Raw genomic sequence first — 23,137 nt, 5'->3', positions numbered from 1 at the left:
CCGTCAGCGGGCCGCTCAGGCCTGTACGAGGTGCTTGCGGCGCAGCAGCCCGGCCAGGGCGTCGGCGAAGGCCACCGGATCGACCGGATGGGTCACCGCGGCGTCCGCCCGGCTCCAGGTGGCCAGCCAGGCGTCCTGGGGGCGGCCGATCAGCAGCAGCACCGGCGGGCACTGGAAGATCTCGTCCTTGATCTGCCGGCAGACGCCCATCCCGCCCGCCGGCGCGGTCTCGCCGTCCAGCACGCAGACGTCGATGCCGCCCTGCTCCAGGGCCTCCAGGACGGCCGGGGCGGTGGCGCACTCCAGGATCTCGATCTGCGGGGCATCGGCGGCGGGGCGCCGTCCGGCCGCAAGCCGGACCTGCTCGCGGGTGGTGGCATTGTCGCTGTAGACCAGCACCGTGGCAGTCGCCTGCATCGTTCCTCCACGCTCTTCGTAGCGGCACAGCATCGGGTGGCACTGTTGCGCCGGATGCTACTCCCGCAACGGCTGCCCGCAGGAGGGGTTGAACACATCCAAGATCTGCCCGACGGGCCGTCAGGACCGGGTTCCGGCGGCCCCGCCGGCGGCCCGGCCGGCCGGCGCTTCCCCCCTTCGAGCGACCGCGGAATTGGGCCGTACGAGCAGGGCATACGTCCTTGACACACCGAACGGCACCCCCCGGAGTGAGGGCGGGATAAGCGACCGACATAATGTCGGTCGTGGCGACAGCAACGACAGTAGAAACCGGGCACGCGCACCCGTCGGTCAATCGGCCGAACCTCACCAGCGTCGGAACCATCATCTGGCTGAGTTCCGAGCTGATGTTCTTCGCGGCCCTCTTCGCGATGTACTTCACCCTCCGATCGGTGACCGGCGCCGAGTATTGGAAGGAATCCGCCGATGCGTTGAATCTTCCGTTCTCCGCGACCAACACCACGATCCTGGTGCTCAGCTCCCTGACCTGCCAGCTCGGCGTCTTCGCGGCCGAGCGCGGCGACGTCAAGAAGCTCCGGGCCTGGTTCGTGGTCACCTTCGTCATGGGTGCGATCTTCATCGGCGGTCAGGTCTTCGAGTACACCGAGCTGGTCAAGCACGAGGGCCTGTCGCTCTCGTCCGGCCCGTACGGCTCGGTGTTCTACCTGACCACCGGCTTCCACGGACTGCACGTGACGGGCGGCCTGATCGCCTTCCTGCTGGTCCTGGGCAGGACGTACGCGGCCAAGAGGTTCACCCACACGCAGGCCACCGCGGCCATCGTTGTGTCCTACTACTGGCACTTCGTCGATGTCGTCTGGATCGGCCTCTTCGCCACGATCTACCTGATCAAGTAGCCGCTGCCGGCTCCGCATCAGACAGACATATCCACAGCATCGACGCAGAAGATCCTGACACCGGGGTAATCCGTGAAAAAGCTCTCCGCACGACGGCGCCATCCGCTGGCGGCGCTCGTCGTCCTACTCCTCGCGCTGGCGGTCACCGGGGGGCTGTACGCCGCGTTCGCGCCGGCGGACAAGGCTCAGGCCGATGACACCGCCCAGTCCCTTGCCATCAAGGAGGGCAAGAAGCTCTACGCCGTGGGCTGTGCAAGCTGCCACGGCACCGGCGGTCAGGGCACCTCCGACGGCCCGAGCCTGGTCGGCGTCGGCGCCGCAGCCGTCGACTTCCAGGTCGGCACCGGCCGTATGCCGGCCCAGCAGCCCGGCGCCCAGGTGCCGCGGAAGAAGGCCATCTACAACGACGCCCAGCGTGAGGCCCTGGCGGCCTACGTCGCGTCGCTGGGTGCCGGTCCCACCGTCCCGGAGAAGTCGCAGTACAGCCCGGACGGTGCCGACATCGGCAAGGGCGGCGAGCTGTTCCGCACCAACTGCGCGCAGTGCCACAACTTCACCGGCAAGGGCGGCGCCCTCACCAACGGCAAGTACGCACCGACGCTCGAGGGCGTGGACCCGAAGCACATCTACGAGGCCATGGAAACCGGCCCGCAGAACATGCCCTCCTTCGGTGACGGCTCGCTGAGCAAGCAGAACAAGAAGGACATCATCGCGTACCTCGGCGCCGTCAACGGCGATGAATCCGAGAGCCCCGGCGGCCTGGACCTCGGCGGTCTCGGCCCGGTCAGCGAGGGTCTCTTCGGCTACATCTTCGGCCTGGGCGCGCTGGTAGTGGTCGCCATCTGGGTCGCAGCCCGGACTACGAAGGCCAAGAAGTCATGAGCGAGACTGGACGACACGCAGACGTGCCAGAAGAAATCCTTCCCAGTGAGCGGGAGACGGCTCACGAAGGCGCGGTGGCGACGGCGGACAACCCGTTCGCCGACCCGGGGCTGCCGCCCCACGAGCACCGCGCCCAGGACATCGACGAGCGGGCCGCCAAGCGCTCCGAGCGCACCGTTGCCCTCCTCTTCCTGGTGTCCATGATCGCCACGGTCGGCTTCATCGCCTCGTACGTGGCCATCCCGATCGACAAGATCGTCTACATCTGGCCGATCGGCCACATCAGCGCACTGAACTTCGCGCTCGGTCTGACGCTCGGCGCGGCGCTGTTCTGCATCGGCGCCGGCGCGGTCCACTGGGCCCGCACGCTGATGTCGGACGTGGAGGTCGCCGACGACCGGCACCCGATCGAGGCCACGCCCGAGGTCAAGGCCAAGGTCATGGCGGACTTCCAGGCCGGTGCCGAGGAGTCCGGCTTCGGCCGCCGCAAGCTGATCCGCAACACGATGTTCGGCGCGCTGGCCCTGGTGCCGCTCTCCGGCGTCGTCCTGCTGCGCGACCTCGGTCCGCTGCCGGGGACCAAGCTGCGCACCACGAACTGGAAGAAGGGCGTCCGCCTCGTCAACCAGTCCACCAACCTTCCGCTGCGTCCCGAGGACATCGCGGTCGGCTCGCTGACGTTCGCCAAGCCCGAGGGCCTGGAGGAGGACAGCGAGGACTTCAACGAGCACATCGCCAAGGACGCCCTGATGCTCGTGCGGATCCAGCCGCAGAACATCAAGGACAAGCAGGAGCTCGCCTGGTCCCACGAGGGCATCGTGGCGTACTCGAAGATCTGCACCCACGTGGGCTGCCCGATCAGCCTGTACGAGCAGCAGACGCACCACGTGCTCTGCCCCTGCCACCAGTCGACCTTCGACCTCGCTGACGGTGGTCGGGTGATCTTCGGTCCCGCCGGACACGCCCTGCCGCAGCTGCACATCACGGAGAAGGACGGCTTCCTGGAGGCCGCGAGCGGCTTCGCGGAGCCCGTCGGCCCGAGCTTCTGGGAGCGCGGATGAGTAACGAACAAGGCGCGACCAACCCGCGCCGCGGCCAGGCGCCGCGGGGCGAGCGGATCGCCGACTGGGCGGACGGCCGGCTGGGCATCTACAGCCTCGCCAAGGCCAACATGCGCAAGATCTTCCCGGACCACTGGTCCTTCATGCTGGGTGAGGTCGCGCTCTACAGCTTCATCATCATCATCCTGACCGGTGTCTACCTGACGCTGTTCTTCCACCCGAGCATGGCCGAGGTCACCTACCACGGTTCCTATGTGCCCATGCAGGGAATCCGGATGACCCAGGCCTTCGAGTCGACGCTGAACATCAGCTTCGACGTCCGCGGTGGTCTGCTCATCCGCCAGATCCACCACTGGGCCGCGCTGGTCTTCCTGGCCGCGATGATGGTCCACATGATGCGGGTGTTCTTCACCGGCGCCTTCCGCAAGCCGCGCGAGGTCAACTGGCTGTTCGGCTTCCTGCTGTTCGTGCTGGGCATGTTCACCGGCTTCACCGGCTACTCGCTCCCCGACGACCTGCTCTCCGGTACCGGTGTGCGGTTCATCGAGGGCGTCATCCTGGCGATGCCGCTGGTCGGTTCGTACCTGCAGATGTTCATCTTCGGCGGCGAGTTCCCCGGGCACGACATCATCCCGAGGTTCTTCACGGTGCACGTGCTGCTGCTGCCGGGCATCATGCTCGGCCTGCTGGTGGCGCACCTGATCCTGGTCTTCTACCACAAGCACACCCAGTTCCCGGGTGCCGGCAAGACCAACAACAACGTCGTCGGCATGCCGCTGCTGCCGGTCTACATGGCCAAGGCCGGAGGCTTCTTCTTCCTGGTCTTCGGTGTGATCTCGGTGATCGCCGCGGTCGCCAGCATCAACCCGGTGTGGGCCATCGGCCCGTACCGGCCCGACCAGGTCTCCACGGGCGCCCAGCCCGACTGGTACATGGGCTTCGCCGAGGGCCTGGTCCGCGTCATGCCGGGCTGGGAGTGGAACTTCTGGGGCCACACCGTCAACTTCGGTGTGCTGATCCCGATCGTGATCTTCCCGCTGGTCCTGGTCGCCATCGCGGTCTACCCGTTCGTCGAGTCCTGGGTCCGCGGCGACAAGCGCGAGCACCACATCCTGGACCGCCCGCGCAACGTCCCCACCCGCACCGGCTTCGGTGTGGCCTGGCTGGTCGCGTACTTCGTGATGCTGATCGGCGGCGGCAACGACCTGTGGGCGACGCACTTCCACCTGTCGCTCAACTCCCTCACCTGGTTCGTCCGGATCGGCTTCTTCGTCCTTCCGGTGCTGGCCTTCATCGCCACCAAGCGGATCTGCCTGGGTCTGCAGCGGCGCGACAAGGACAAGGTGCTGCACGGCCGCGAGTCCGGCATCATCAAGCGCCTGCCGCACGGTGAGTTCATCGAGGTCCACGAGCCGCTCGACCAGGAGCAGCTGCACCTGCTGACGCAGCACGAGCAGCCCAAGCCGCTCGAGCTGGGCCCGGAGGTCGACGAGAACGGCGTCAAGCGCAAGATCAAGCGCTCGCAGAAGCTGCGCGCCAAGCTCTCGAAGTCCTACTACGGCGAGGACAGCGTCATCGCCAAGCCGACGGTCGAGGAGTACCAGGAGATCACCAGCGGCCACGGCCACCACTGATCCCCTCGGTGCCTCGTAGCGCACCGTAGGCAGTACGCCACCCAGAGGGCCCCGTCCGGCGATCGGACGGGGCCCTCCGGCATGCCCGGCGGGTCGATAGGGTGACGGCATAGGCAGGAAACACACCAGGAGCGTGGACCATGAACGTTGTGACCCCGGCAGGCGGCGACAGCGTGGCGGCCCACACCTGGCCGGGCATCCTCAACGCCCTCCTCGACGGCCGCGACCTCAGCGCGGACGACACCGCCTGGGCGATGGACAAGATCATGCGGGGCGAGGCCAGCGACGCCCAGATCGCCGGTTTCGCGGTGGCGCTGCGGGCCAAGGGCGAGACCGTCGCGGAGATCTCCGGCCTGGTCCGCACCATGTACGCGCACGCCCGGCTGATCGAGGTCCCCGGCCCCAGCGTCGACATCGTCGGCACCGGCGGCGACGGCGCCAAGACCGTCAACATCTCCACGATGTCCTCGATCGTGGTGGCCGGCACCGGCGCGAAGGTCGTCAAGCACGGCAACCGCGCGGCGTCCTCGGCCAGCGGAGCCTCCGACGTCCTGGAGAAGCTCGGCGTCAACCTCGACCTCACCCCGCAGCGGGTCGCCGAGGTCGCGCAGGAGGCGGGCATCACCTTCTGCTTCGCGGTGAAGTTCCACCCCTCGCTGCGGCACGTCGCCAACGCCCGGGGCCAGCTCGGCATCCGCACGACCTTCAACGTGCTGGGCCCGCTGACCAACCCCGCGAAGGTCCGCGCCCAGGCGACCGGCGTCGCCGACGCCCGGATGGCGCCGATCCTGGCCGGCGTGCTCGCCGAGCGCGGCTCCTCGGCGTTGGTCTTCCGCGGCGACGACGGCCTGGACGAGTTGACCACGACCGCGACCTCCCGGGTGTGGGTCGTACGGGACGGAGCGGTGCGCGAGGAGGCCTTCGACCCGCGGGACGTGGGCATCGAGCTGGTGCCGGTGGAGGCCCTGCGCGGCGCGGACGCCTCGTACAACGCGGAGGTGGCCCGCCGGTTGCTGGACGGCGAGACCGGGCCGGTGCGTGATGCCGTGCTGCTGAACGCCGCGGCCGCGCTGGTCGCGCTGGAGCCGGGCGACGGCCCCTTGGCGGAGCAGATCCGCGCGGGCATCGAGAAGGCCGCCGCCTCGATCGACTCCGGCGCCGCCAAGCGGGCGCTGGAGCGGTGGGTGTCCGCCAGCAACGCATGAGCGGCCAGCGGGTGTCTTGAAGACACCCCCTGGTCACACAGAGTGTGACGCAGGCCCCAGTCCGTCATACGGACCGGGGCTTGCGCGTTGTTGATCGTGTGGCATGATGCTGCGCAGGTCACGAGTGACAGCGACACAGGCCCCGGCCCGCTGTCCGGCAACCCTCCTTCCGTGGCGGGGTGCCCCGGGTGATGACCAGGCCGCAGGCAGCGAGGTCTGCGGCAAGCGCGGATCCCTCGCCAGGGGTCCTGGTCCCCGAGGGAGAACTTCCGTGAATCAGCGAATGCGATAGGGCCCGACGGCCCCTTTTCCGCACCCCTTTTCCTTTCACGCTGCGGCGCCCCGGCATTGCGCTGTGACGCACCCAGACGCGCCCGCCCGCAGCGAATTCGCTTGCCTCTCACGGGAGTTCGCCATGTCTGTTTCCGCCGTTGCCGCCGACAGCTCCGTTTGTGCCCCGCTGCCGGTTCTGGGACGCGATGTCCTGGTCCCGCTCGTGACCGGCGGCGAGGTCGACTACGCCGCGCTCGACTACGCCGCCAGCGCGCCGGCCCTCCAGCGGGTCTGGGACGACGTGGCCGCCTACGCCCCGTACTACGGCAGCGTGCACCGCGGCGCCGGATACCTCTCCCAGCTCTCCACCGACCTCTTCGAGAACAGCCGCCGGACCATCGCCGAGTTCCTCGGCTGCCGAGCCGGAGACCAGGTGGTCTTCACCCGCTCCACCACCGACTCGCTCAACCTCCTCGCCGCCGTACTCCCGCGCGGTACCCGGGTGTTCGTCTTCGAGACCGAGCACCACGCCTCGCTGCTGCCCTGGGAGCAGCGCGCGGACGTCACGGTGACGTATCTGAACGCGCCGCGCACCCCGCAGCAGGCGGTGGACACCCTGGAGAAGGCGCTCGCCGAGCGCGAGCCCTACGGGCCGGCGCTGGTGTGCGTGACCGGTGCGTCCAATGTGACCGGTGAGCTGTGGCCGGTACGGGAACTGGCGGCCGCGGCCCACGCCCACGGCGCGCGGATTGTGCTGGACGCGGCGCAGCTCGCCCCGCACCACCCCCTCGACATCGCCGAGCTGGACGCCGACTGGGTCGCCTTCTCCGGCCACAAGCTGTACGCGCCGTTCGGTGCAGGGGTGCTGGCCGGCCGCGCGGACTGGCTGCAGGACGCCGAGCCGTACCTGGCGGGCGGCGGCGCCAGCCGCAGGGTCTCCCGGCGCACCGACGGCGGCGTGGACGTCGAGTGGCACAGCACCGCGGCCCGGCACGAGGCCGGCTCGCCCAACGTCATCGGCGCCTACGCGATCGCCTCCGCCTGCCAGGCGCTGACCGAGGCCGGCTTCGACACCCTGGTCGCCCGCGAGCAGGCGCTGATCGCCCGGGTGCGGGAGGGCCTGGCCGAGGTGCCCGAGGTCAAGGTGCTCTCCCTCTTCGGCGACGAGGCGCCGAGGGTGGGCGTGCTCTCGTTCGTCGTCGAGGGCTGGAACAGCTCGCACTTCGCCGCCGCGCTGTCGGCCGAGTACGGCATCGGCGTGCGCGACGGCCTGTTCTGCGCGCACCCGCTCGTACGGACCCTGCTGGGCAGCGAGCCGCAGGACCCGGGGGAGTGCGGCGCCCCGGAGGCGGCCCCCGGCGAGCGGTCCCTGAACGCCATCCGCGTCAGCCTGGGCGTCGGCACCCCCGAGGAGCACGTCGACCGCTTCGTCCACGCGGTACAGGAACTGGTGACCAACGGGGCCCGCTGGAACTACCGCACGGAGGACGGCCGTTGCGTACCCGCGTCTCTTTGACGCGGGGAGCCGTCCCACGTTGTCGGCTTTCCCGCCGTGGTGGTTTCGCTTGGTTCGCCTGCGGCGGGCTTGTTGCCGCTGCGCGGGGCTGTTCGGCTGCCGGTGACGGGCCGGAGGGGTAGGGGTGTGGGACTGCTGCGCTTTACGTCCCACACCCCTACCCCTCCGGCCCGCCCCCTCCCGTAGTGGGTGGGGGAAGAACGGTGGGGGTGGACGTCAGCTTTCGTGTGCAGGTAGTCGACGGATTTGGCCCGCCCCCACCGGGCCTTCCCACTCCCACCCACGGGAGGGGACAGACCGTAGGACGGAGTCCGTAGGGCTGTCACCGCACCCGACAACACCACGCCCGCCGCCAGGCGCAACGGCGAACAACCACCACGGCGGGACAGCCGAAAGCGTGGGGAAAAACGGGCTAGGCATCCAGCCCGATCGCGAACGCCGCCTCCAAGTCGTGCTGGGAGTACGTGCGGAAGGCGATGTGCGTCTCGGTGGAGGCGACGCCGGGGACCTTGCTGATGCGGCCGGGGATGACGTCCGCCAGGTCGTCGTGGGCGGAGACCCGGACCATGGCGATGAGGTCGTGGGCGCCGGTGACCGAGTAGACCTCGCTGACGCCGTCCAGTGCGGCGATCTTCTCGGCGATCTCCGGGATCTGGTCCACGCTGGTCTTGATGAGCACGATCGACGTGATCACGGCTGGCTCTCTCCCTCGGTCGCCGGGTCATTCGCCCTGGTGGCCCCCACACTATCCCTCCGGTAGCGGACCCAGGCGTACAGAAAGCCGAGCGTGAAGCCGAGGACGTGTGCGAGGTAGGCGACGCCGGGTCCGCGGGGGTCGTCCTGGGCGGCCTGCCACTGGAGGAAGAACCAGAACAGCAGCACGATCCAGGCGGGAAAGCGCAGCGGAAGGAAGAACAGGAACGGGAAGACGCTGGTGACCCGGGCCCTGGGAAAGAGGTAGAGGAAGGCGCCCAGGACGCCGGCGATGGAGCCGGAGGCGCCCACCAGCGTCTGGCCCGAGGAGGCGTGCGCGGCCGCGTAGCCGAGCAGCGCCAGGTAGCCGATGATGAGGTAGAAGGCGGCGAACGGCAGCCGGCCCATCCGCGCCTCGGCCATCCCGCCGAAGACGTACAGAAACAGTATGTTGCCGAGCAGATGCAGCCAGCTGCCGTGCACGAACAGCGCGGTGAGCGGAGTGATCAGCGCCCGCAGTGAACCGCTCCAGAGCTCCAGCGGGATCACGCCCCACCGCTCGAAGTACGCGGTCTGCGCTTTCAGCAGGGCGTCGCCGGTGCCGTACATCCGGTTCAGGGTGCAGACGGGGCCGGTCACGAAGACCACGCAGCACAGGCCGATCAGCACATTCGTCAGCCGCGAGAACACCGCGGTCAGGGACCGGGGGTGCGGCGGGCGGGGGAGGAGGCCGGATGGACGGGGCGAATCGGCGCGCGCGGAGCGCGGAGTACGGGGTGAACGGGGAGGAGGAGCCGGCGCCGTCATGAAGTGATCATGGCGTAATGCGGGCAATCGGGACAGAGTGCCTCGCCGCGTCCCGGCTCCTGGGCGGGGCCCGCATCGGCCCCCCATCAGGCCGTAGGGTTGCAGGCAGTACCTTGCGTACTTCCGCAGTCCGACGGCGCACCGCGTGAACGGCGCAGCAGCATGAGATCGACGAGCATGAAAGAGGACGACACGATGTCTGTTCCCCTGCCGACGGCCGAAACCCGGTGGCGCTGCACGCTGTGCGGCAACCTCACCCGTTTCGACGTGACCCGCCAGGCCAAGGTCGTGGAGTACGTCCACCTGGACCTGGCCGGGGAGCCGAAGGTGGAGGAGCGCGAGGTCCTCAGTGAGAGCATCGAGTCCGTGCGCTGCCGCTGGTGCAACGCGGTCGACCAGATCGAGCTGGTGGACCGTCCGGGCGCGAGCGCCTGAGATCGGAGCGATGCAGCCGTGGTGGACCGTCCAGAAGGGGAGCCGGGGGCCGAGCGTGACGACGCACCTGCGGGTGCGGCGGACGAGGTGCTCGACCGTCCGCTGCCCGAGGGCGTCCGGCGCCGGGTCGTGGCGCTCACCGCGGAGTCCTTCGGCGCGCTGACCGTCGCCGAACTCCCGGCTCCACTGCGGCAGTACGCCCGGTTCACGCCGACCCGCCGGGCCAAGTTCGCCGGAAACGCGATGGCCGCGGCGCTGGAAGGCGACGCGGTCTTCCGGCAGCGGATCGCCGGCAAGCTGCGCGAGGCCCAGCCGGAGCTCGCCGAGGCGCTGGAGCACGGCACCCCGCCCGCCGCCGCCGATCCGCTCGATGTCGCCGCGGCCGCCTATGTGCTGCGGCCCGACGGCTGGGTCAAGCTCGTCGCGGCGGCCGGCGAGGAGGCGCAGCGGGCGCGCGCCGAGCGGGCCGACGAGGAGGCCGAGCGGGAGCTGTCCAGGCTGCGCGCGGAGCTGGCGCAGGCGCGCGACGAGGCGCGGGCGGACTCCGAGCGGATCCGCGCGGACCTGGAGGTCGCCCGCAAGGAGAACGAGGCGCTGCGCCGCAAGCTGCGCAGCGCGCTCAGCGACGTCAAGCGCGGTGAGGCCGCGGTGCGCAAGGCCGAGGCCGAACTGGCCGACGTACGGGACCGGGCGGCGACGGAGAAGAACGCCGCGGACAGCGAGGTGCGCCGGCTCAAGGCCCGGATGACCGAGGCCGAGGCGTCGCTGGAGACCAGCCGGCGAGCCGTCCGCGAGGGGCGCAGCGTCGAGGACATGCGGCTGCGGCTGCTGCTGGACACCGTTCTGGACGCCGCTCAGGGGCTGCGCCGCGAGCTGGCGCTGCCGCCCGCCAACGTCCATCCGGCCGACACCGTCGAGGCGGTCGCGCCGGGCCGGATGACTCCCAAGGACATCGCGACGCGCGCGTTGTCGGAGACCGACCCCGCGCTGCTCGACCAGCTACTGGCGCTGCCCCAGGCGCATTTGGTGGTGGATGGCTACAACGTCACCAAAACCGGCTATCCGACCATGCCGCTCGACAAGCAGCGACTGCGCCTCCTGGGCGGGCTCGCGGTGCTGGCGGCGCAGACCGGCGCCGAGATGACCTGCGTCTTCGACGGTGCGGAGCTGGCCGCGCCGGTGCTGCTCGCACCCCCGCGCGGCGTCAGGGTCCTGTTCAGCAAACCGGGCGTAACGGCCGATGAGTTGATTCGTCAACTCGTACGTGCCGAACCGCCCGGCCGTCCGGTCGTCGTGGTCTCCACGGACCGGGAAGTGGCCGACGGTGTGGCGAAGGCCGGGGCACGTCCGGTCGCATCGGCCCTGTTGCTCAAGCGACTTGCCCGTACCTGACGGGCGAGATTCGGACTTCCGGACTGCGGAAGAAAATCGCTCGCTTTCCGTCTCTCAGTGTCAATTAGCGCTCACAGCCTGTGTGATGTTGGTAAAGGATGGGGTTTGTGGCGCAGATTTTTCCTATGAGGATTTGAAGCGATCACGGCTCGGTTACTAAGGTCGGGCGCGAACCTTCATACAGGTGATCATCCAACCGGGATGAACAGTGAAGGTACCGCCGAGTCCGCGGCGTTCACGCGGAGCCGGGGTCTTGGCCCCCACTTCCCGGTAGGCGGCTGGAGGAAGAAGGAGCTCGCCCCCGTGGCGTCCCACCGTCGACCCAAGCAGCCGAGCCGTACCCGCGTGACCGTGCTCACCGCCACCGCCGCGGCGGCCGTGGCCCTTTCGTCCCAGGCCGCCCAGGCCGCCCCCACGCCGTCGAAGAAGGACGTCAAGTCCAAGGTCGACAAGCTGTACGAGGAGGCCGAGCAGGCCACCGAGAAGTACAACGGGGTCAAGGAGCAGCAGGAAAAGCTCCAGAAGGAGGTCGACGACCTCCAGGACAAGGTCGCGCGCGGGCAGGGAGACCTCAACCAGCTCCGCAAGGGCCTCGGCGCGGTCGCCTCCGGCCAGTACCGCAGCGGCTCCATCGACCCCTCGGTCCAGCTGTTCCTCTCCGGCGACCCGGACACCTACCTGGAAAAGGCCGCCACCCTCGACCAGTTGAGCGGCAAGCAGGCCGAGCAGCTCAAGACCATCGCGGACAAGCAGCGCCGGCTCGCCCAGGAGCGCGCGGAGGCCGCGAGCAAGATCCAGGACCTCTCCGAGACCCGTAAGGCGCTCGGCGAGAAGAAGGACGAGATCAAGGGCAAGCTCGCCAAGGCGCAGCAGCTGCTCAACACCCTGACGGCCAAGGAGCGGGCGGCCATGGAGGCCGAGCAGGCCCGCGCCGACCGCAGCAACGAGCGCGCCGACCTCGGCGACGACGTGCCCGCCTCGCAGCGCGGTGCGGCCGCCCTGGCCGCCGCGCAGTCCAAGATAGGTTCGCCCTACGTCTGGGGCGCCACGGGCCCGTCGTCCTTCGACTGCTCGGGCCTGACCTCCTGGGCGTACCAGCAGGCCGGCCAGTCGCTGCCGCGCACCTCGCAGGCACAGGCCAACGCCGGTACCCGGATCGGCTCGCAGGACGCCCTCAAGCCCGGCGATCTGGTGCTCTTCTACGACGACCTGCACCACATCGGCCTCTACGCGGGCAACGGCACGGTGCTGCACGCCCCGAAGCCGGGTGCCTCCGTGCGCTACGAGTCGATCAACAACATGCCGTTCATGTTCGGCGTGCGGGTCTGACAAGCCTCACAACACCCTCAACCTGCCGCCCGAACGGGCGAATTGCGGCCTTCGCCGCACACCTCCCGCCCCGCCGGTGACCTGCACAGTCACCGGCGGGGCGGCTCTTTGCGCACCGAATGGGGCTTTTGGCCGGTGTGCACCGATGCGGTTACTGTCCTGCCCTCGCAGCATCCGGTCACCGCGCGCCCTCTTGGGCGACAGGGGATTCCCCCGCGCTCTCGGCCGCCCCGCAGGCTCTCGGCTCCGCTCAAGCAGGGGAGCACCCCCACGAGCCGGCGGGACCCCATCGGAAGGAGTGTGGCCCTCGTGGCGTCCCACCGCCGTCCCGCACAGCACGGCCAGCGCACCCTCGCCGGAGTCACCGTACTGTCCGCCGCGCTGGCGACCGCGGCCGCCGGACTGTCGGCACCGCCGGCGTCCGCCTCCCCCACGGACCCCGCGGGCCGCGAAGCGGCGCTGGCCCGGGTCCGGACGCTGTACGAGCAGGCGGAGCGGGCCACCGAGAAGTTCAACGGCGCCGACGCCCGCACCAGGAAGCTGCGCGACGAGGCCACCACCCTCCAGGACCGCACCGCCCGCGCCCAGGAGCTGGTCAACCGGATGCGCGGCCTGATCGGGGCGCTGGCCGCCGCCCAGTACCGGGCCGGCGGCCTCGACCCCGCCCTGAAGCTGATGCTCTCCGAACGGCCCGACAGCTACCTGGAGAAGGCCTCCGCACTCCACCGCCTCGGCGCCGCCCAGGCCACCCACCTGCGCGAACTGCGGGGGGCGCAGCACACCCTGGAGACCCAGCGCCGGCAGACCGCCCGGAAGCTGGCCGAACTGGAGTCCAGCCGCCGGCAGGTCGCCCGCCACAAGAAGCACGTCCAGCACAAGCTGGCCCTCGCACAGCGGCTGCTGAACACGCTCCCCATGGAGACCAGAGCGGCCTACGACCGGATCTCGCGGAGCGACGGGCGCGGCGAGATGGTCCCCGACCTCGGCGGCGCCGTACCGGCCTCCGGGCGGGCGGCCGCAGCCGTCGACGCGGTGCGCGCCGCCGTCGGCTCCCCGTACGCCTGGGGAAGCAACGGCCCCGGCGCCTTCGACTGCTCCGGACTCACCCAATGGGCCTACAGCTGGGCCGGCGTCTGGCTGCCCCGCACCTCACAGGGCCAGCGCGGCGCCGGCCGGCAGGTTCCACTCGGCCAGGTGCAGCCCGGTGACCTGGTCATCTACCGCTCGGATGCCAGTCACGTCGGCATGTACGTCGGAAACGGCCAGGTCGTGCACGCGCCCCATCCCGGCGCGCGGGTGCGCTACGACCCGGTCGGGATGATGCCGATCTCGTCCGTCACCAGGCCCTGAGACGGCGCCCCAGCGTTTTTGCCCCGGCCGGGCCGGAATTACGATCGGCCGCATGTCACACCAGTGGGCGAGACGGCCGTCACGGGCCGGGGCGGCGGCCTGTGCCGTCGTGACCGGCCTCGCGCTGCTCGCCCCCCTGGCCGGCTGCGCGCCCCGAACCTCCTCCTCGGCCCGCTTCCCGGACGTCCAGCGGATGCTCGACGACCGGGCGCGGGCCATCCAGCAGCGCGACGAGGCGGGCTTCCTGGCCGCCGTCGACCCCCGCGCCGCCGGCTACCGCGCCCGCCAGCGCGCCGTGTTCGCCCACCTCTCGGGCATACCGGTGACCGACTGGCGCTACGACCTCGACTCCACCGACGCCTTCCCCCTCACCGGCCCCGGCGGCGGCGAACGGCTCGCCGCGAAGGTCCGGCTGCGCTACCGCCTCAAGGGCTACGACACCGCCCCGGTCAACGCCGTGCAGTACCTCACCCTGACCGAGCACGACGGCCGCTGGCTGATCTCCTCGGACACCGACGGCGCGGCGGCCGGCAGGAGCGGCACCCGCCAGCTGTGGGACCAGGGCCCGGTCCGGGTGGTCCACGGCCGGCACAGCCTGGTTCTCGGCGGCGCCGCGCACCCGGACCGGCTCAAGGACCTGGCGCGCCGCGCGGACCAGGCGGTGCCCGCGGTCTCCGCGGCCTGGAAGGGCAAGTGGGCGGGGAAGGTCGTGGTGGAGGCGCCGGACTCGGTCGAGCAGATGGCGCAGCTGATGGGCAGCGACGACCCCTCCGGCTACCGGGGGATCGCGGCGGTCACCACCGGCGAGGCGGGCGTCTCCACGGCCGCCCCGGCGGACCGCGTGATCATCAACCCCAACGCCTACGAGGAGCTCAACGACCTCGGCCGCAAGGTGGTCCTCACCCACGAGACCACCCATGTCGCCACCCGCACGGTCACCACCGCGGCCACCCCCCTGTGGCTCTCCGAGGGCTTCGCCGACTGGGTCGCCTACCGCGGCACCCATCGCAAGGCCGCCACCACCGCCCCCGAGCTCACCCGCGCGGTCCACAGCGGCAAGCTCCCCGCCAAGCTGCCCACCGACGCGGACTTCGGCTTCAGCGCCGGCGCCGACCGGCTGGCCAGGGCGTACGAGGGCAGCTGGCTGGCCTGCCGCATGATCGCCGAGCGGTGGGGCGAGGCGAAGCTGATCGCCTTCTACCGGGCGGCGGGCCGCAGCGGGCTGCGTACGGCGGCGGCCGGGGGCGCGGGCGCGCCGATGGAGGCGGCCACGGCGGCACCGTCCGGTGTGCGGCCGGCGTCGCCGGCCGCCGGCTCCGGCTACCGCCCGCTGACCCGGGCCGACCGTACGGACCGCGCGATGCGGGCCCATCTGGGCGTCGGCCTCGCGGAGTTCACCGCACAGTGGCGGGCGTATGTGCGCAAGGAGCTGCGCTGAGCGGCTCCATACCGCCCACGGGGCGGCGGGTGGAGGCCCACAGCCGTCGGCAGGCCAGCAGCGACGCGGCGACCAGCAGCCCGTTGCGCAGGGCCAGCAGGGCGACGCCCCGCGGATCGCTCGCCACGACGTGCGCGAACCCGATGGGGAACTCCAGCAGGGTGACCCCGGTGGCGAGCACGACCAGCACCGCCGGCAGCGCCTGACGGCTCGCCCGTACGGTCGTGCACACCGCCCCCAGCCCCACCAGCCAGAGCATGTACTGCGGGCTGATCACCCGGCTCGTGGTGGTGAGGAGCAGGGTGGCGGTGAAGGCCGCGTCGCACAGCGTCGCGGCCGTGAACGCCCCGGCCCGCAGCCGCCACAGCACCAGCCAGCCCAGGGCGGCCCCGCTCAGCGCCAGCGCCAGGGAGCTGACCAGCTCCACGCCGGGCCCCAGGAACTCCACCGAGCCGTAGTTGAGCAGCACCTGGCCGTCCCACCCGTAATGGCGCGCGACATGGAAGACCAGCGCGCCCAGCGACTCGATCTCCGTGCCGCGGTCGCGTTGGAAGGTGAGGAAGGCCAGCGCGCCCGGGGCGGCGGCCACACAGCACACGGTCAGCCCGGCCGCGGTGGCGCCCGCGCTCCGCCACAGGGCGCCCGCCCGGCGGCCGCGCAGCGCCGCCCCGGCCAGCAGCAGCGCCGGCCAGGCCTTCAGCAGGGTGCCGAACGCGACCAGCGCGCCCGCCACCCGCGGCCGGCGCACCGCCGCGAACAGCGCCGCGACGGCCACCACGGTGACCATCAGGTCGTAGCGGGCGTACGCGGTCGGACCCAGCAGCGCCACCCCCGCGATCCACACCCAGGCGCCGGCCGGCCGGTTGCCGGCCTGCCGGCCCGCCCGCAGGAACAGCGCGAGCCCCACCGCGTCGGCGGCGAGCACCAGGGCGAAGAACGCCGGGGCGTAGTCGAGGAACGGCAGCAGACCGGGCGCGAGGACGGCGAGGGCGGCCGCAGGGGGGTACTGCCAGGTCACATCGTCCAGCGGATACGTACCGGTCTTCAGGACGTCGTACCAGCCCTGGTAGATCACCGAGACATCGGTGGTGACATCCGGCCCCGGAAGCACCACCACCCTCAGCACACACAGCAGCACCACGGCCCGGGTCACGGCCCAGCTCACGACCGGAAGCCACCCGCCACGCACTCCGCCTCCGCCGGTCATCGCCACCTCTTCGCCGCCCTTTCCCCTGCTCCCCGCATCATGCCCGGCGCGACCGGACACGGCGGCACGGCCCGCACCGGCGTGGCGGGGCGACCCGCCCCGGGCGGGGCGGCGCCCGGTACTGTCGGGCCGAACCGCCGAGAGCGACCGCTCGGACCGACCGTCGAGAGACCATCGTGCACAAGACCCTGATCGTCACGAACGACTTCCCGCCCCGGCCCGGCGGCATCCAGGCCTTCCTGCACAGCATGGCGCTGCGCCTGGACCCCTCCCAGGTCGTCGTCTACGCCTCCACCTGGAAGCGCAGCAAGGAGGGTCTCGCGGCCACCGCCGCCTTCGATGCCGAGCAGCCGTTCCCGGTGGTCAGGGACCGTACGACGATGCTGCTGCCGACGCCCCGGGTGACCCGGCGGGCCACCGCGCTGCTGCGTGAACACGGTTGCTCCTCCGTATGGTTCGGTGCCGCGGCGCCGCTCGGGCTGATGGCGCCCGCGCTACGGTCGGCCGGCGCCCGCCGCATCGTGGCGACCACCCACGGCCACGAGGCGGGCTGGGCGCAACTGCCCGCCGCCCGCCAACTGCTGCGCCGGATCGGCGAGGGCACCGACACCCTCACCTACCTCGGCGAGTACACCCGCTCGCGGATCGCCGCCGCGCTCACCCCGCAGGCCGCCGCGCGCATGGTCCAACTCCCGCCCGGCGTCGACGAGAAGACCTTCCACCCCGGCTCCGGCGGCGACGCCGTACGGGCCCGGCTCGGCCTCACCGGCCGCCCGGTCGTGGTGTGCGTCTCGCGCCTCGTCCCGCGCAAGGGCCAGGACACCCTCATCGAGGCGATGCCCGCCATCGTCGCCGCGGTGCCCGACGCGGTGCTGCTGATCGTCGGCGGCGGCCCGTACGAGAAGGAACTGCGCGCCCTGGCCCAGGAGAAGGGCGTGGCGGACGCGGTGCGCTTCACCGGCGCCGTCCCCTGGGAGGAGCTGCCGGCCCACTTCGGCGCCGGCGACGTCTTCGCGATGCCGTGCCGCACCCGCCGCGGCGGCCTCGACGTCGAGGGCCTGGGCATCGTCTACCTGGAGGCGTCCGCCACGGGGCTCCCGGTGGTCGCGGGGGACTCCGGAGGCGCACCCGACGCCGTCCTCGACGGCGAGACCGGCTGGGTCGTTCCCGGCGGCGCCCCCACCCCTGCGGCCGACCGCATCATCACCCTCCTGAAGGACCCCGACCTGCGCCGCACCATGGGCGAGCGGGGCCGGGCCTGGGTGGGGGAGAGGTGGCGCTGGGACCTGCTGGCGGAGCAGCTCAGGGAGCTGCTGTAGCTGCGCTTGGCCCGCATCCCACGTTTTCGGCTTTCCCGCCGTGGTGGTTGTTCGCCGTTTCGCCTGCGGCGGGCGTGGTGTTGTCGGGTGCGGTGACAGCCCTACGGACTTCGTCCTACGGTCTGTCCCCTCCCGTGGGTGGATGGTTGAACAGGCCGGTGGGGGCGGGCCCCTTCCCGTCGGCTACCGGCACACGAACGCTGACGTTCACCCCCACCGGTCTTCTCCCACCCACTACGGGAGGGGGCGGGCCGGAGGGGTAGGGGTGTGGGACGTAAAGCGCAGCAGTCCCACACCCCTACCCCTCCGGCCCGTCACCGGCAGCCGAACAGCCCCGCGCAGCGGCAACAGCCCGCCGCAGGCGAACCAAGCGAAACCACCACGGCGGGAAAGCCGACAACGTGGGAAGCCCTACCCCCGGTAAATCGCCTCGATCTCCTCCGCGAAGTCCTTCGCCACCACGTTCCGCTTCAACTTCAGCGACGGGGTGACATGGCCGGACTCCTCGGTGAACTGGGTCGGCAGGATGCGGAACTTGCGCACCGACTCGGCCTTGGAGACGGCCGCGTTGCCGTCGTCGACGGCGCGTTGGACGGCGGCCAGCAGCTCCGGGTCCTCGGCGATCCGCGACGGCGTGATGTCGGCGGGGTGGCCGTGCTCCTCGGCCCAGCGGGGGAGGAACTCCTCGTCGAGGGTGACCAGCGCGCCGATGAAAGGCCGGCCGTCACCGACGACCATGCACTCCGCGATCAGGGCGTGCGCTCGGATACGGTCCTCGATCACGGCCGGTGCGACGTTCTTGCCGCCCGCGGTGACCAGTATTTCCTTCTTGCGGCCGGTGATGGCGAGGTAGCCGTCCTCGTCGAGGGTGCCGATGTCGCCGGTGTGGAACCAGCCGTCGGAGAGCGCCTCTTTGGTGGCCGAGGGGTTGTTCCAGTACTCGGTGAAGAGGTGCTCGCCGTGCAGCAGGACCTCGCCGTCGTCGGCGATGCGCACGACCGAGCCCGGCAGGGGCTGGCCGACGGTGCCGATCTTCTGGCGGTCCCAGGGGTTGAAGGCGGTGGCCGCACAGGACTCCGTCAGGCCGTAACCCTCCAGGGCGGTGAAGCCGATGCCGCGGTAGAAGTGGCCGAGGCGCTCACCGAGCGGCGCGCCGCCGGAGATGGCGTGCGTGGCGCGGCCGCCGAGCACGGCCCGCAGCTTGCCGAAGACCAGCCGGTCGAAGACCTTGTACTTCAGCTTCAGGCCCAGCGACGGGCCGTCGGGGGCGTCCAGGGCGCGGCTGTAGGCGATCGCCGTCTCCGCCGCCTTGTCGAAGATCTTGCCCTTGCCGTCGGCCTGCGCCTTGGCCCGCGCCGAGTTGTAGACCTTCTCGAAGACCCGCGGGACGCCCAGGATCAGCGTCGGCCGGAAGGAGGCCAGGTCGTCGGTGAGGTTCTTGATGTCGGGGGCGTGGCCCAGCTTGATGGGGGCCATCACGGAGGCGACCTGCACCAGGCGCCCGAAGACGTGGGCGATGGGCAGGAAGAGCAGGACGGAGGAGTGGCCGGTGTTGAACAGCGGCCGCAGTCGCTCGACGACGTTGCCGCACTCGGCGAAGAAGCTGCGGTGGCTGAGCACACAGCCCTTGGGGCGGCCGGTGGTGCCGGAGGTGTAGACGATGGTGGCGGGCGAGTCCGCGTCGGCGAGGGCGCTGCGTGCGTCCACCTCGTCGTCGGACAGGCCGGAGCCGGCGGCCTGCAGCCGGGCGATGGCGTCCCGCTCGATCTGCCAGATGTTCGCCAGCTCGGGCAGCCGGTCGCGGACCGACTCGACGGTCGCCTCGTGGGCGGGCGTCTCCACCAGGCAGGCCACCGCGCCGGAGTCGCCGAGGATCCACTGGATCTGCTCGGCGGAGCTGGTCTCGTACACGGGGACGGTGATCGCGCCGGCGCTCCAGATGGCGAAGTCCAGCAGCGTCCACTCGTAGCGGGTCCGCGACATCAGCCCGACCCGGTCGCCGGGCTGGACACCTGAGGCGATCAGGCCCTTGGCGGCGGCGCGGACCTCGGCGAGGAAGGTGGCGGCGGTGACGTCCTGCCACTGCCCGTTCACCTTGCGTCCCATGACGGCAACATCCGGGTGCTGCGCGGCATTTCGGCGGATGAGATCCGTCAGATTGCCGTCCGCGGGGACCTCGTACAGGGCCGGAAGGCTGAACTCGCGCAAGACTGTTGCTCCTCAAAAGCGCCGGCGCCACGACGCTGTGTGCACACCGGCGGCGGTCCATGATCAAGCAAGGGGGATTGGACTGCCCGGACGTTACCCATGGGTATTGCTTTTGGGATAGGGGGGAACGGCCAGATGTTTCATGCGTCACACGCTTGCGGAAACGCCATGGGGACTGTCCCGCGCAGACTAGACCAGCCGGTCGGTGACCCGAAAGTAACCACGAATCGGGCGCACCGCCCGGGGGGCTCTCCCGGAGCCCGCACCCGCGATCTAGGGTGACGCCATGCGCGTGCATGTGGTCAGTGACGTACATGGCAACAGCCGGGACCTGGCGGCGGCCGGAACCGGCGCCGACGCCCTGGTCTGCCTCGGTGACCTGGTCCTCTTCCTCGACTACGCCGACCATTCGCGCGGCATCTTCCCCGACCTCTTCGGCGTCGCCAACGCCGACGCGCTCGTCGAACTGCGCACCGCCCGCCGCTTCGACGAGGCCCGCGCCCTCGGCCGCCGGCTGTGGGGCGAGCTGGACCGGGCGGGCGCCGGCCGCGAGGCCGTCATCGAGAGCGCGGTCCGCCGGCAGTACGCCGAACTCTTCGCGGCCTTCCCGACCCCCACGTACGCCACCTACGGCAACGTCGACATGCCGCGCCTGTGGCCCGAATACGCCGGGCCCGGCACCACCGTCCTGGACGGGCAGCGGGTGGAGATCGGCGGCCGGGTCTTCGGCTTCGTCGGCGGCGGGCTGACCACCCCCATGCGGACGCCCTACGAGATCACCGACGAGGAGTACGCCGCCAAGATCGAGGCGGTCGGCGAGGTGGACGTGCTGTGCACCCACATCCCGCCGGACGTCCCCGAGCTGTGCTACGACACCGTCGCCCGCCGCTTCGAGCGCGGCAGCGCGGCCCTGCTGCACGCCATCCGCACCACCCGGCCGCGGTACTCCCTCTTCGGCCACGTACACCAGCCGCTCGCCCGCCGGGCCCGTATCGGGGGCACCGAATGCGTCAATGTCGGCCACTTCAACGCGACCGGAACGCCCTACGTGCTGGAGTGGTGAGCCCGGCCGCGTCCACCGCCCATCGCCCGCGCGGTAGCCTTCAGCAGCAGAGACACCACGTTGCGGACACCGCGTAATGGGGTCTCCCCTGCTCATGGGGGTCCCCCCGCTCGAACGAAGCTGAGAGTGGGGGAGGAGTTGAGAGCTCGGGGAAACGTCGGCGGACCGGCACGAATCGGCATGGAGGAGTCACGGCGATGGCCGAACACACCAGCTCGAGCATCACGATCGAGGCGGCACCCGCCGAAGTGATGGGAGTGATCGCCGACTTTGACCGCTATCCGGAGTGGACCGGCGAGGTCAAAGAGGCAGAGGTGCTCGCCAAGGACGACCAGGGGCGGGCGGCACAGGTGCGCCTCCTGCTGGACGCCGGCGCGATCAAGGACGACCACACCCTGGCCTACACCTGGACCGGCGCCAACGAGGTCAGCTGGTCCCTGGTCAAGTCCCAGATGCTGCGCGCCCTCGACGGGTCCTACCGGCTCGCCTCGCTCAACAACGGCGCGAGCACCGAGGTGACCTACCAGCTCACCGTCGACGTCAAGATCCCGATGCTCGGCATGATCAAGCGCAAGGCCGAGAAGGTCATCATCGACCGCGCGCTGGCCGGGCTGAAGAAGCGCGTCGAGAGCGGCCCCGACGCCGGGCCCGCCGACCCGGCCGAGCCCGCCGACGAGGCCAAGAAGCTCTGAGCGTGCGCATCGTCCTCGTCACCGGCTCCGGCGGCGCCGGCCGCACCACGCTCGCCGCCGCGACCGCCCTGGCCGGCGCCCGGCGGGGCGCGCGGGCACTGCTGCTCACCACGGAGAGCAGCGCGCCGGAAACGGTGCTGGGCACCCCCCTCGGAGCCGACGCCCCCACGCTGATAGCGCCCGGCCTGCACGCTCGCCGGATCGACCCCGCGGACCGCTTCCGCCAGGAGTTCCTCGCCTTCCAGGAGCGCGCCGGCGTCGCCCTCGACCTCCTGGGCGCCGCCCCCCTCGACGAGGACGAACTCACCGAACTCCCCGGCTCCGAGGACTTCGCGCTGCTGCACGCGCTGCGCACCGAACACGCCTCGGACGACTGGGACATCGTCGTCGTCGACATGCCCTCGGCCGCCGAAACGATCCGGCTGCTGGCCCTGCCGAACCAGGTACGCCGCTACCTGCGCCGGCTGCTGCCGCCCGAGCGCCAGGCGGCCCGCGCGCTGCGCCCGGTGCTCGCCCAGCTCGCCGGCGTCCCGATGCCGGCCCAGAAGCTGTACGAGGCCGCCGAGCGCTGGGAGAGCGAACTCGCCGCCGTCCAGCGGGCGATCGACGACCCCGGCACGTCCGTACGCCTGGTCACCGAGGCCGGCCCGGTCGCCGCGGCCAACCTGCGCACCATCCGCGCCGGACTCGCACTGCACGGCCGTCGCACCGACGGCGTGGTGGTCAACCGGCTGCTGCCCACCGGCTCCGCCGACCCCTTCCTCGCCGCGCTCTCCGGCAGCCAGCAGACCGCCCTGAAGGTGCTGCGCGAGGAGTTCCCGGACGTGCCCGTCCACGAGGTGCCGCACCTGGGCCGCGACCCCCAGGGCGTCGAGGAGCTCGACGAGCTGATCGACGGGCCGACCGGCGGGCTGGGCGAGGCGCACCGCGTGCCGGAGCAGCGCACCGACCCGTGGACCGTCGACGACCGCCTGGCCGGCGACGGCATCCTGGTCTGGCGGGTCCCGCTGCCCGGCGCCGAGCGCAGGGGACTGGGCCTGGTCCGCCGCGGCGACGAGATCGTGGTGACGGTCGGCCGCTTCCGCCGGATCCGTACGCTCCCCTCCGCGCTGCGCCGCTGCACCGTCTCGGGCGCCGGACTGCGCGACGGCGTCCTGGAGATCCGCTTCAGCCCGGACCCGGACCTGTGGCCCAAGAACGACTGACGCGCGTGGTGCGGGCCGGCGCCCCATCCGGTCCGACCCGTGCGACATGCCTCACCCGGATACCACCGTTCGGGTAACGTCGAGGGTGAGCCGCCGCTTCGGCGTGCCCGCCTCG

The 23,137-nt window shown here is 71.2% G+C and carries 20 protein-coding genes and 1 riboswitch; of the genes, 15 read left to right on the top strand and 5 right to left on the bottom strand.

Translation table 11 applies throughout. The features are described 5' to 3' along the window. Positions 1 to 15: 15 nt before the first annotated feature. Complete coding sequence (locus tag WAB15_RS12095) at positions 16 to 417, bottom strand: hypothetical protein (protein ID WP_407286205.1); 402 nt, start codon at positions 415 to 417, stop codon at positions 16 to 18. A 275-nt stretch (positions 418 to 692) separates the two neighbouring features. Here WAB15_RS12095 and WAB15_RS12090 point away from each other — a divergent pair, with 275 nt between their 5' ends. The 6 genes from WAB15_RS12090 (at position 693) to WAB15_RS12065 (ending at position 7,884) form a co-directional block, all read left to right on the top strand. Next, a complete protein-coding gene (locus tag WAB15_RS12090; protein WP_362614683.1) occupies positions 693 to 1,313 on the top strand; it encodes a heme-copper oxidase subunit III in 621 nt (206 codons plus the stop codon). A gap of 72 nt (positions 1,314 to 1,385) precedes the next feature. Continuing rightward, a complete protein-coding gene (locus WAB15_RS12085; RefSeq protein ID WP_384441090.1) occupies positions 1,386 to 2,195 on the top strand; it encodes a c-type cytochrome in 810 nt (269 codons plus the stop codon). Continuing rightward, positions 2,192 to 3,256 carry a Rieske 2Fe-2S domain-containing protein gene (locus WAB15_RS12080; RefSeq protein ID WP_399151187.1) on the top strand — a complete coding sequence of 355 codons (1,065 nt, stop codon included), beginning with the start codon at positions 2,192 to 2,194 and terminating at the stop codon, positions 3,254 to 3,256. Before WAB15_RS12085 ends, WAB15_RS12080 begins: the two co-directional genes overlap by 4 nt. Next, on the top strand, positions 3,253 to 4,890 hold the full coding sequence (locus tag WAB15_RS12075; RefSeq protein WP_399151186.1) for a cytochrome bc complex cytochrome b subunit: 1,638 nt from the start codon (positions 3,253 to 3,255) through the stop codon (positions 4,888 to 4,890). Before WAB15_RS12080 ends, WAB15_RS12075 begins: the two co-directional genes overlap by 4 nt. Positions 4,891 to 5,030: 140 nt before the next feature. Further along, positions 5,031 to 6,095 carry an anthranilate phosphoribosyltransferase gene (gene trpD / locus WAB15_RS12070; RefSeq protein ID WP_407286204.1) on the top strand — a complete coding sequence of 355 codons (1,065 nt, stop codon included), beginning with the start codon at positions 5,031 to 5,033 and terminating at the stop codon, positions 6,093 to 6,095. 116 nt (positions 6,096 to 6,211) lie between these two features. Then, positions 6,212 to 6,329: riboswitch (SAM riboswitch) on the top strand. Between the two features lie 181 nt (positions 6,330 to 6,510). After that, positions 6,511 to 7,884 carry an aminotransferase class V-fold PLP-dependent enzyme gene (locus WAB15_RS12065; protein ID WP_407286203.1) on the top strand — a complete coding sequence of 458 codons (1,374 nt, stop codon included), beginning with the start codon at positions 6,511 to 6,513 and terminating at the stop codon, positions 7,882 to 7,884. Between the two features lie 412 nt (positions 7,885 to 8,296). On the opposite strand, the gene WAB15_RS12060 is transcribed toward WAB15_RS12065, so the two are convergent. Both WAB15_RS12060 and WAB15_RS12055 read right to left on the bottom strand, forming a co-directional pair. Then, positions 8,297 to 8,578: an Lrp/AsnC family transcriptional regulator gene (locus tag WAB15_RS12060; protein ID WP_399151176.1), complete on the bottom strand. Its 282-nt coding sequence runs from the start codon at positions 8,576 to 8,578 to the stop codon at positions 8,297 to 8,299. After that, entirely contained in the window at positions 8,575 to 9,255 is a 681-nt protein-coding gene (locus WAB15_RS12055; RefSeq protein ID WP_407289208.1) for a rhomboid family intramembrane serine protease, read from the bottom strand. Before WAB15_RS12055 ends, WAB15_RS12060 begins: the two co-directional genes overlap by 4 nt. Before the next feature lie 324 nt (positions 9,256 to 9,579). Here WAB15_RS12055 and WAB15_RS12050 point away from each other — a divergent pair, with 324 nt between their 5' ends. The 5 genes from WAB15_RS12050 (at position 9,580) to WAB15_RS12030 (ending at position 15,328) form a co-directional block, all read left to right on the top strand. After that, entirely contained in the window at positions 9,580 to 9,819 is a 240-nt protein-coding gene (locus WAB15_RS12050; RefSeq protein WP_384441105.1) for a hypothetical protein, read from the top strand. Positions 9,820 to 9,837: 18 nt separating this feature from the next. Further along, positions 9,838 to 11,211 (top strand): NYN domain-containing protein, encoded by a 1,374-nt coding sequence (locus WAB15_RS12045; protein WP_407286202.1) that lies wholly within the window; start codon positions 9,838 to 9,840, stop codon positions 11,209 to 11,211. Between the two features lie 303 nt (positions 11,212 to 11,514). Then, a complete protein-coding gene (locus WAB15_RS12040; protein ID WP_399151178.1) occupies positions 11,515 to 12,540 on the top strand; it encodes an NlpC/P60 family protein in 1,026 nt (341 codons plus the stop codon). Between the two features lie 309 nt (positions 12,541 to 12,849). Then, positions 12,850 to 13,890, top strand: a complete 1,041-nt coding sequence (locus WAB15_RS12035; protein WP_407286201.1) for an NlpC/P60 family protein — start codon at positions 12,850 to 12,852, stop codon at positions 13,888 to 13,890. Between the two features lie 52 nt (positions 13,891 to 13,942). Then, the gene (locus WAB15_RS12030) at positions 13,943 to 15,328 is read left to right on the top strand and encodes a hypothetical protein (protein WP_407286200.1); all 1,386 of its coding nucleotides are present in this window, start codon (positions 13,943 to 13,945) and stop codon (positions 15,326 to 15,328) included. Here WAB15_RS12030 and WAB15_RS12025 read toward each other — a convergent pair. Continuing rightward, the gene (locus tag WAB15_RS12025; RefSeq protein WP_407286199.1) at positions 15,285 to 16,535 is read right to left on the bottom strand and encodes a glycosyltransferase 87 family protein; all 1,251 of its coding nucleotides are present in this window, start codon (positions 16,533 to 16,535) and stop codon (positions 15,285 to 15,287) included. The two genes, WAB15_RS12030 and WAB15_RS12025, sit on opposite strands and share 44 nt — an antisense overlap. 176 nt (positions 16,536 to 16,711) lie before the next feature. Here WAB15_RS12025 and WAB15_RS12020 point away from each other — a divergent pair, with 176 nt between their 5' ends. After that, entirely contained in the window at positions 16,712 to 17,854 is a 1,143-nt protein-coding gene (locus tag WAB15_RS12020) for a glycosyltransferase family 4 protein (RefSeq protein WP_407286198.1), read from the top strand. Between the two features lie 411 nt (positions 17,855 to 18,265). Here the strand turns inward: WAB15_RS12020 and WAB15_RS12015 are convergent, their stop codons facing one another. Further along, positions 18,266 to 20,062 carry an AMP-dependent synthetase/ligase gene (locus WAB15_RS12015; RefSeq protein ID WP_407286197.1) on the bottom strand — a complete coding sequence of 599 codons (1,797 nt, stop codon included), beginning with the start codon at positions 20,060 to 20,062 and terminating at the stop codon, positions 18,266 to 18,268. Positions 20,063 to 20,348: 286 nt separating this feature from the next. On the opposite strand from WAB15_RS12015, the gene WAB15_RS12010 reads away from it, so the two are divergent. The 3 genes from WAB15_RS12010 (at position 20,349) to WAB15_RS12000 (ending at position 23,022) form a co-directional block, all read left to right on the top strand. Next, a complete protein-coding gene (locus WAB15_RS12010; protein WP_399147520.1) occupies positions 20,349 to 21,125 on the top strand; it encodes a metallophosphoesterase in 777 nt (258 codons plus the stop codon). 197 nt (positions 21,126 to 21,322) lie between these two features. Continuing rightward, the gene (locus tag WAB15_RS12005) at positions 21,323 to 21,817 is read left to right on the top strand and encodes an SRPBCC family protein (RefSeq protein ID WP_399147521.1); all 495 of its coding nucleotides are present in this window, start codon (positions 21,323 to 21,325) and stop codon (positions 21,815 to 21,817) included. A gap of 2 nt (positions 21,818 to 21,819) precedes the next feature. Beyond that, positions 21,820 to 23,022 carry an ArsA family ATPase gene (locus WAB15_RS12000; protein WP_407286196.1) on the top strand — a complete coding sequence of 401 codons (1,203 nt, stop codon included), beginning with the start codon at positions 21,820 to 21,822 and terminating at the stop codon, positions 23,020 to 23,022. Positions 23,023 to 23,137: the final 115 nt, after the last annotated feature.

The sequence above is a fragment of the Streptomyces sirii genome, from assembly GCF_045690365.1.
GTDB classification, from domain to species: domain Bacteria; phylum Actinomycetota; class Actinomycetes; order Streptomycetales; family Streptomycetaceae; genus Streptomyces; species Streptomyces sirii.
The sequence above is the reverse complement of the archived record's forward strand: the minus strand, read 5'-3'. Positions and strand labels throughout refer to the sequence as shown.

Coding starts and splice junctions, on each gene's coding strand:
- WAB15_RS12030 (WP_407286200.1), top strand. CDS start 13,943: ATGTCACACCAGTGGGCGAGACGGCCGTCACGGGCCGGGGCGGCGGCC.
- WAB15_RS12095 (WP_407286205.1), bottom strand. CDS start 417: ATGCAGGCGACTGCCACGGTGCTGGTCTACAGCGACAATGCCACCACC.
- WAB15_RS12065 (WP_407286203.1), top strand. CDS start 6,511: ATGTCTGTTTCCGCCGTTGCCGCCGACAGCTCCGTTTGTGCCCCGCTG.
- WAB15_RS12050 (WP_384441105.1), top strand. CDS start 9,580: ATGTCTGTTCCCCTGCCGACGGCCGAAACCCGGTGGCGCTGCACGCTG.
- WAB15_RS12005 (WP_399147521.1), top strand. CDS start 21,323: ATGGCCGAACACACCAGCTCGAGCATCACGATCGAGGCGGCACCCGCC.
- WAB15_RS12080 (WP_399151187.1), top strand. CDS start 2,192: ATGAGCGAGACTGGACGACACGCAGACGTGCCAGAAGAAATCCTTCCC.
- trpD (WP_407286204.1), top strand. CDS start 5,031: ATGAACGTTGTGACCCCGGCAGGCGGCGACAGCGTGGCGGCCCACACC.
- WAB15_RS12025 (WP_407286199.1), bottom strand. CDS start 16,535: ATGACCGGCGGAGGCGGAGTGCGTGGCGGGTGGCTTCCGGTCGTGAGC.
- WAB15_RS12010 (WP_399147520.1), top strand. CDS start 20,349: ATGCGCGTGCATGTGGTCAGTGACGTACATGGCAACAGCCGGGACCTG.
- WAB15_RS12090 (WP_362614683.1), top strand. CDS start 693: ATGTCGGTCGTGGCGACAGCAACGACAGTAGAAACCGGGCACGCGCAC.
- WAB15_RS12075 (WP_399151186.1), top strand. CDS start 3,253: ATGAGTAACGAACAAGGCGCGACCAACCCGCGCCGCGGCCAGGCGCCG.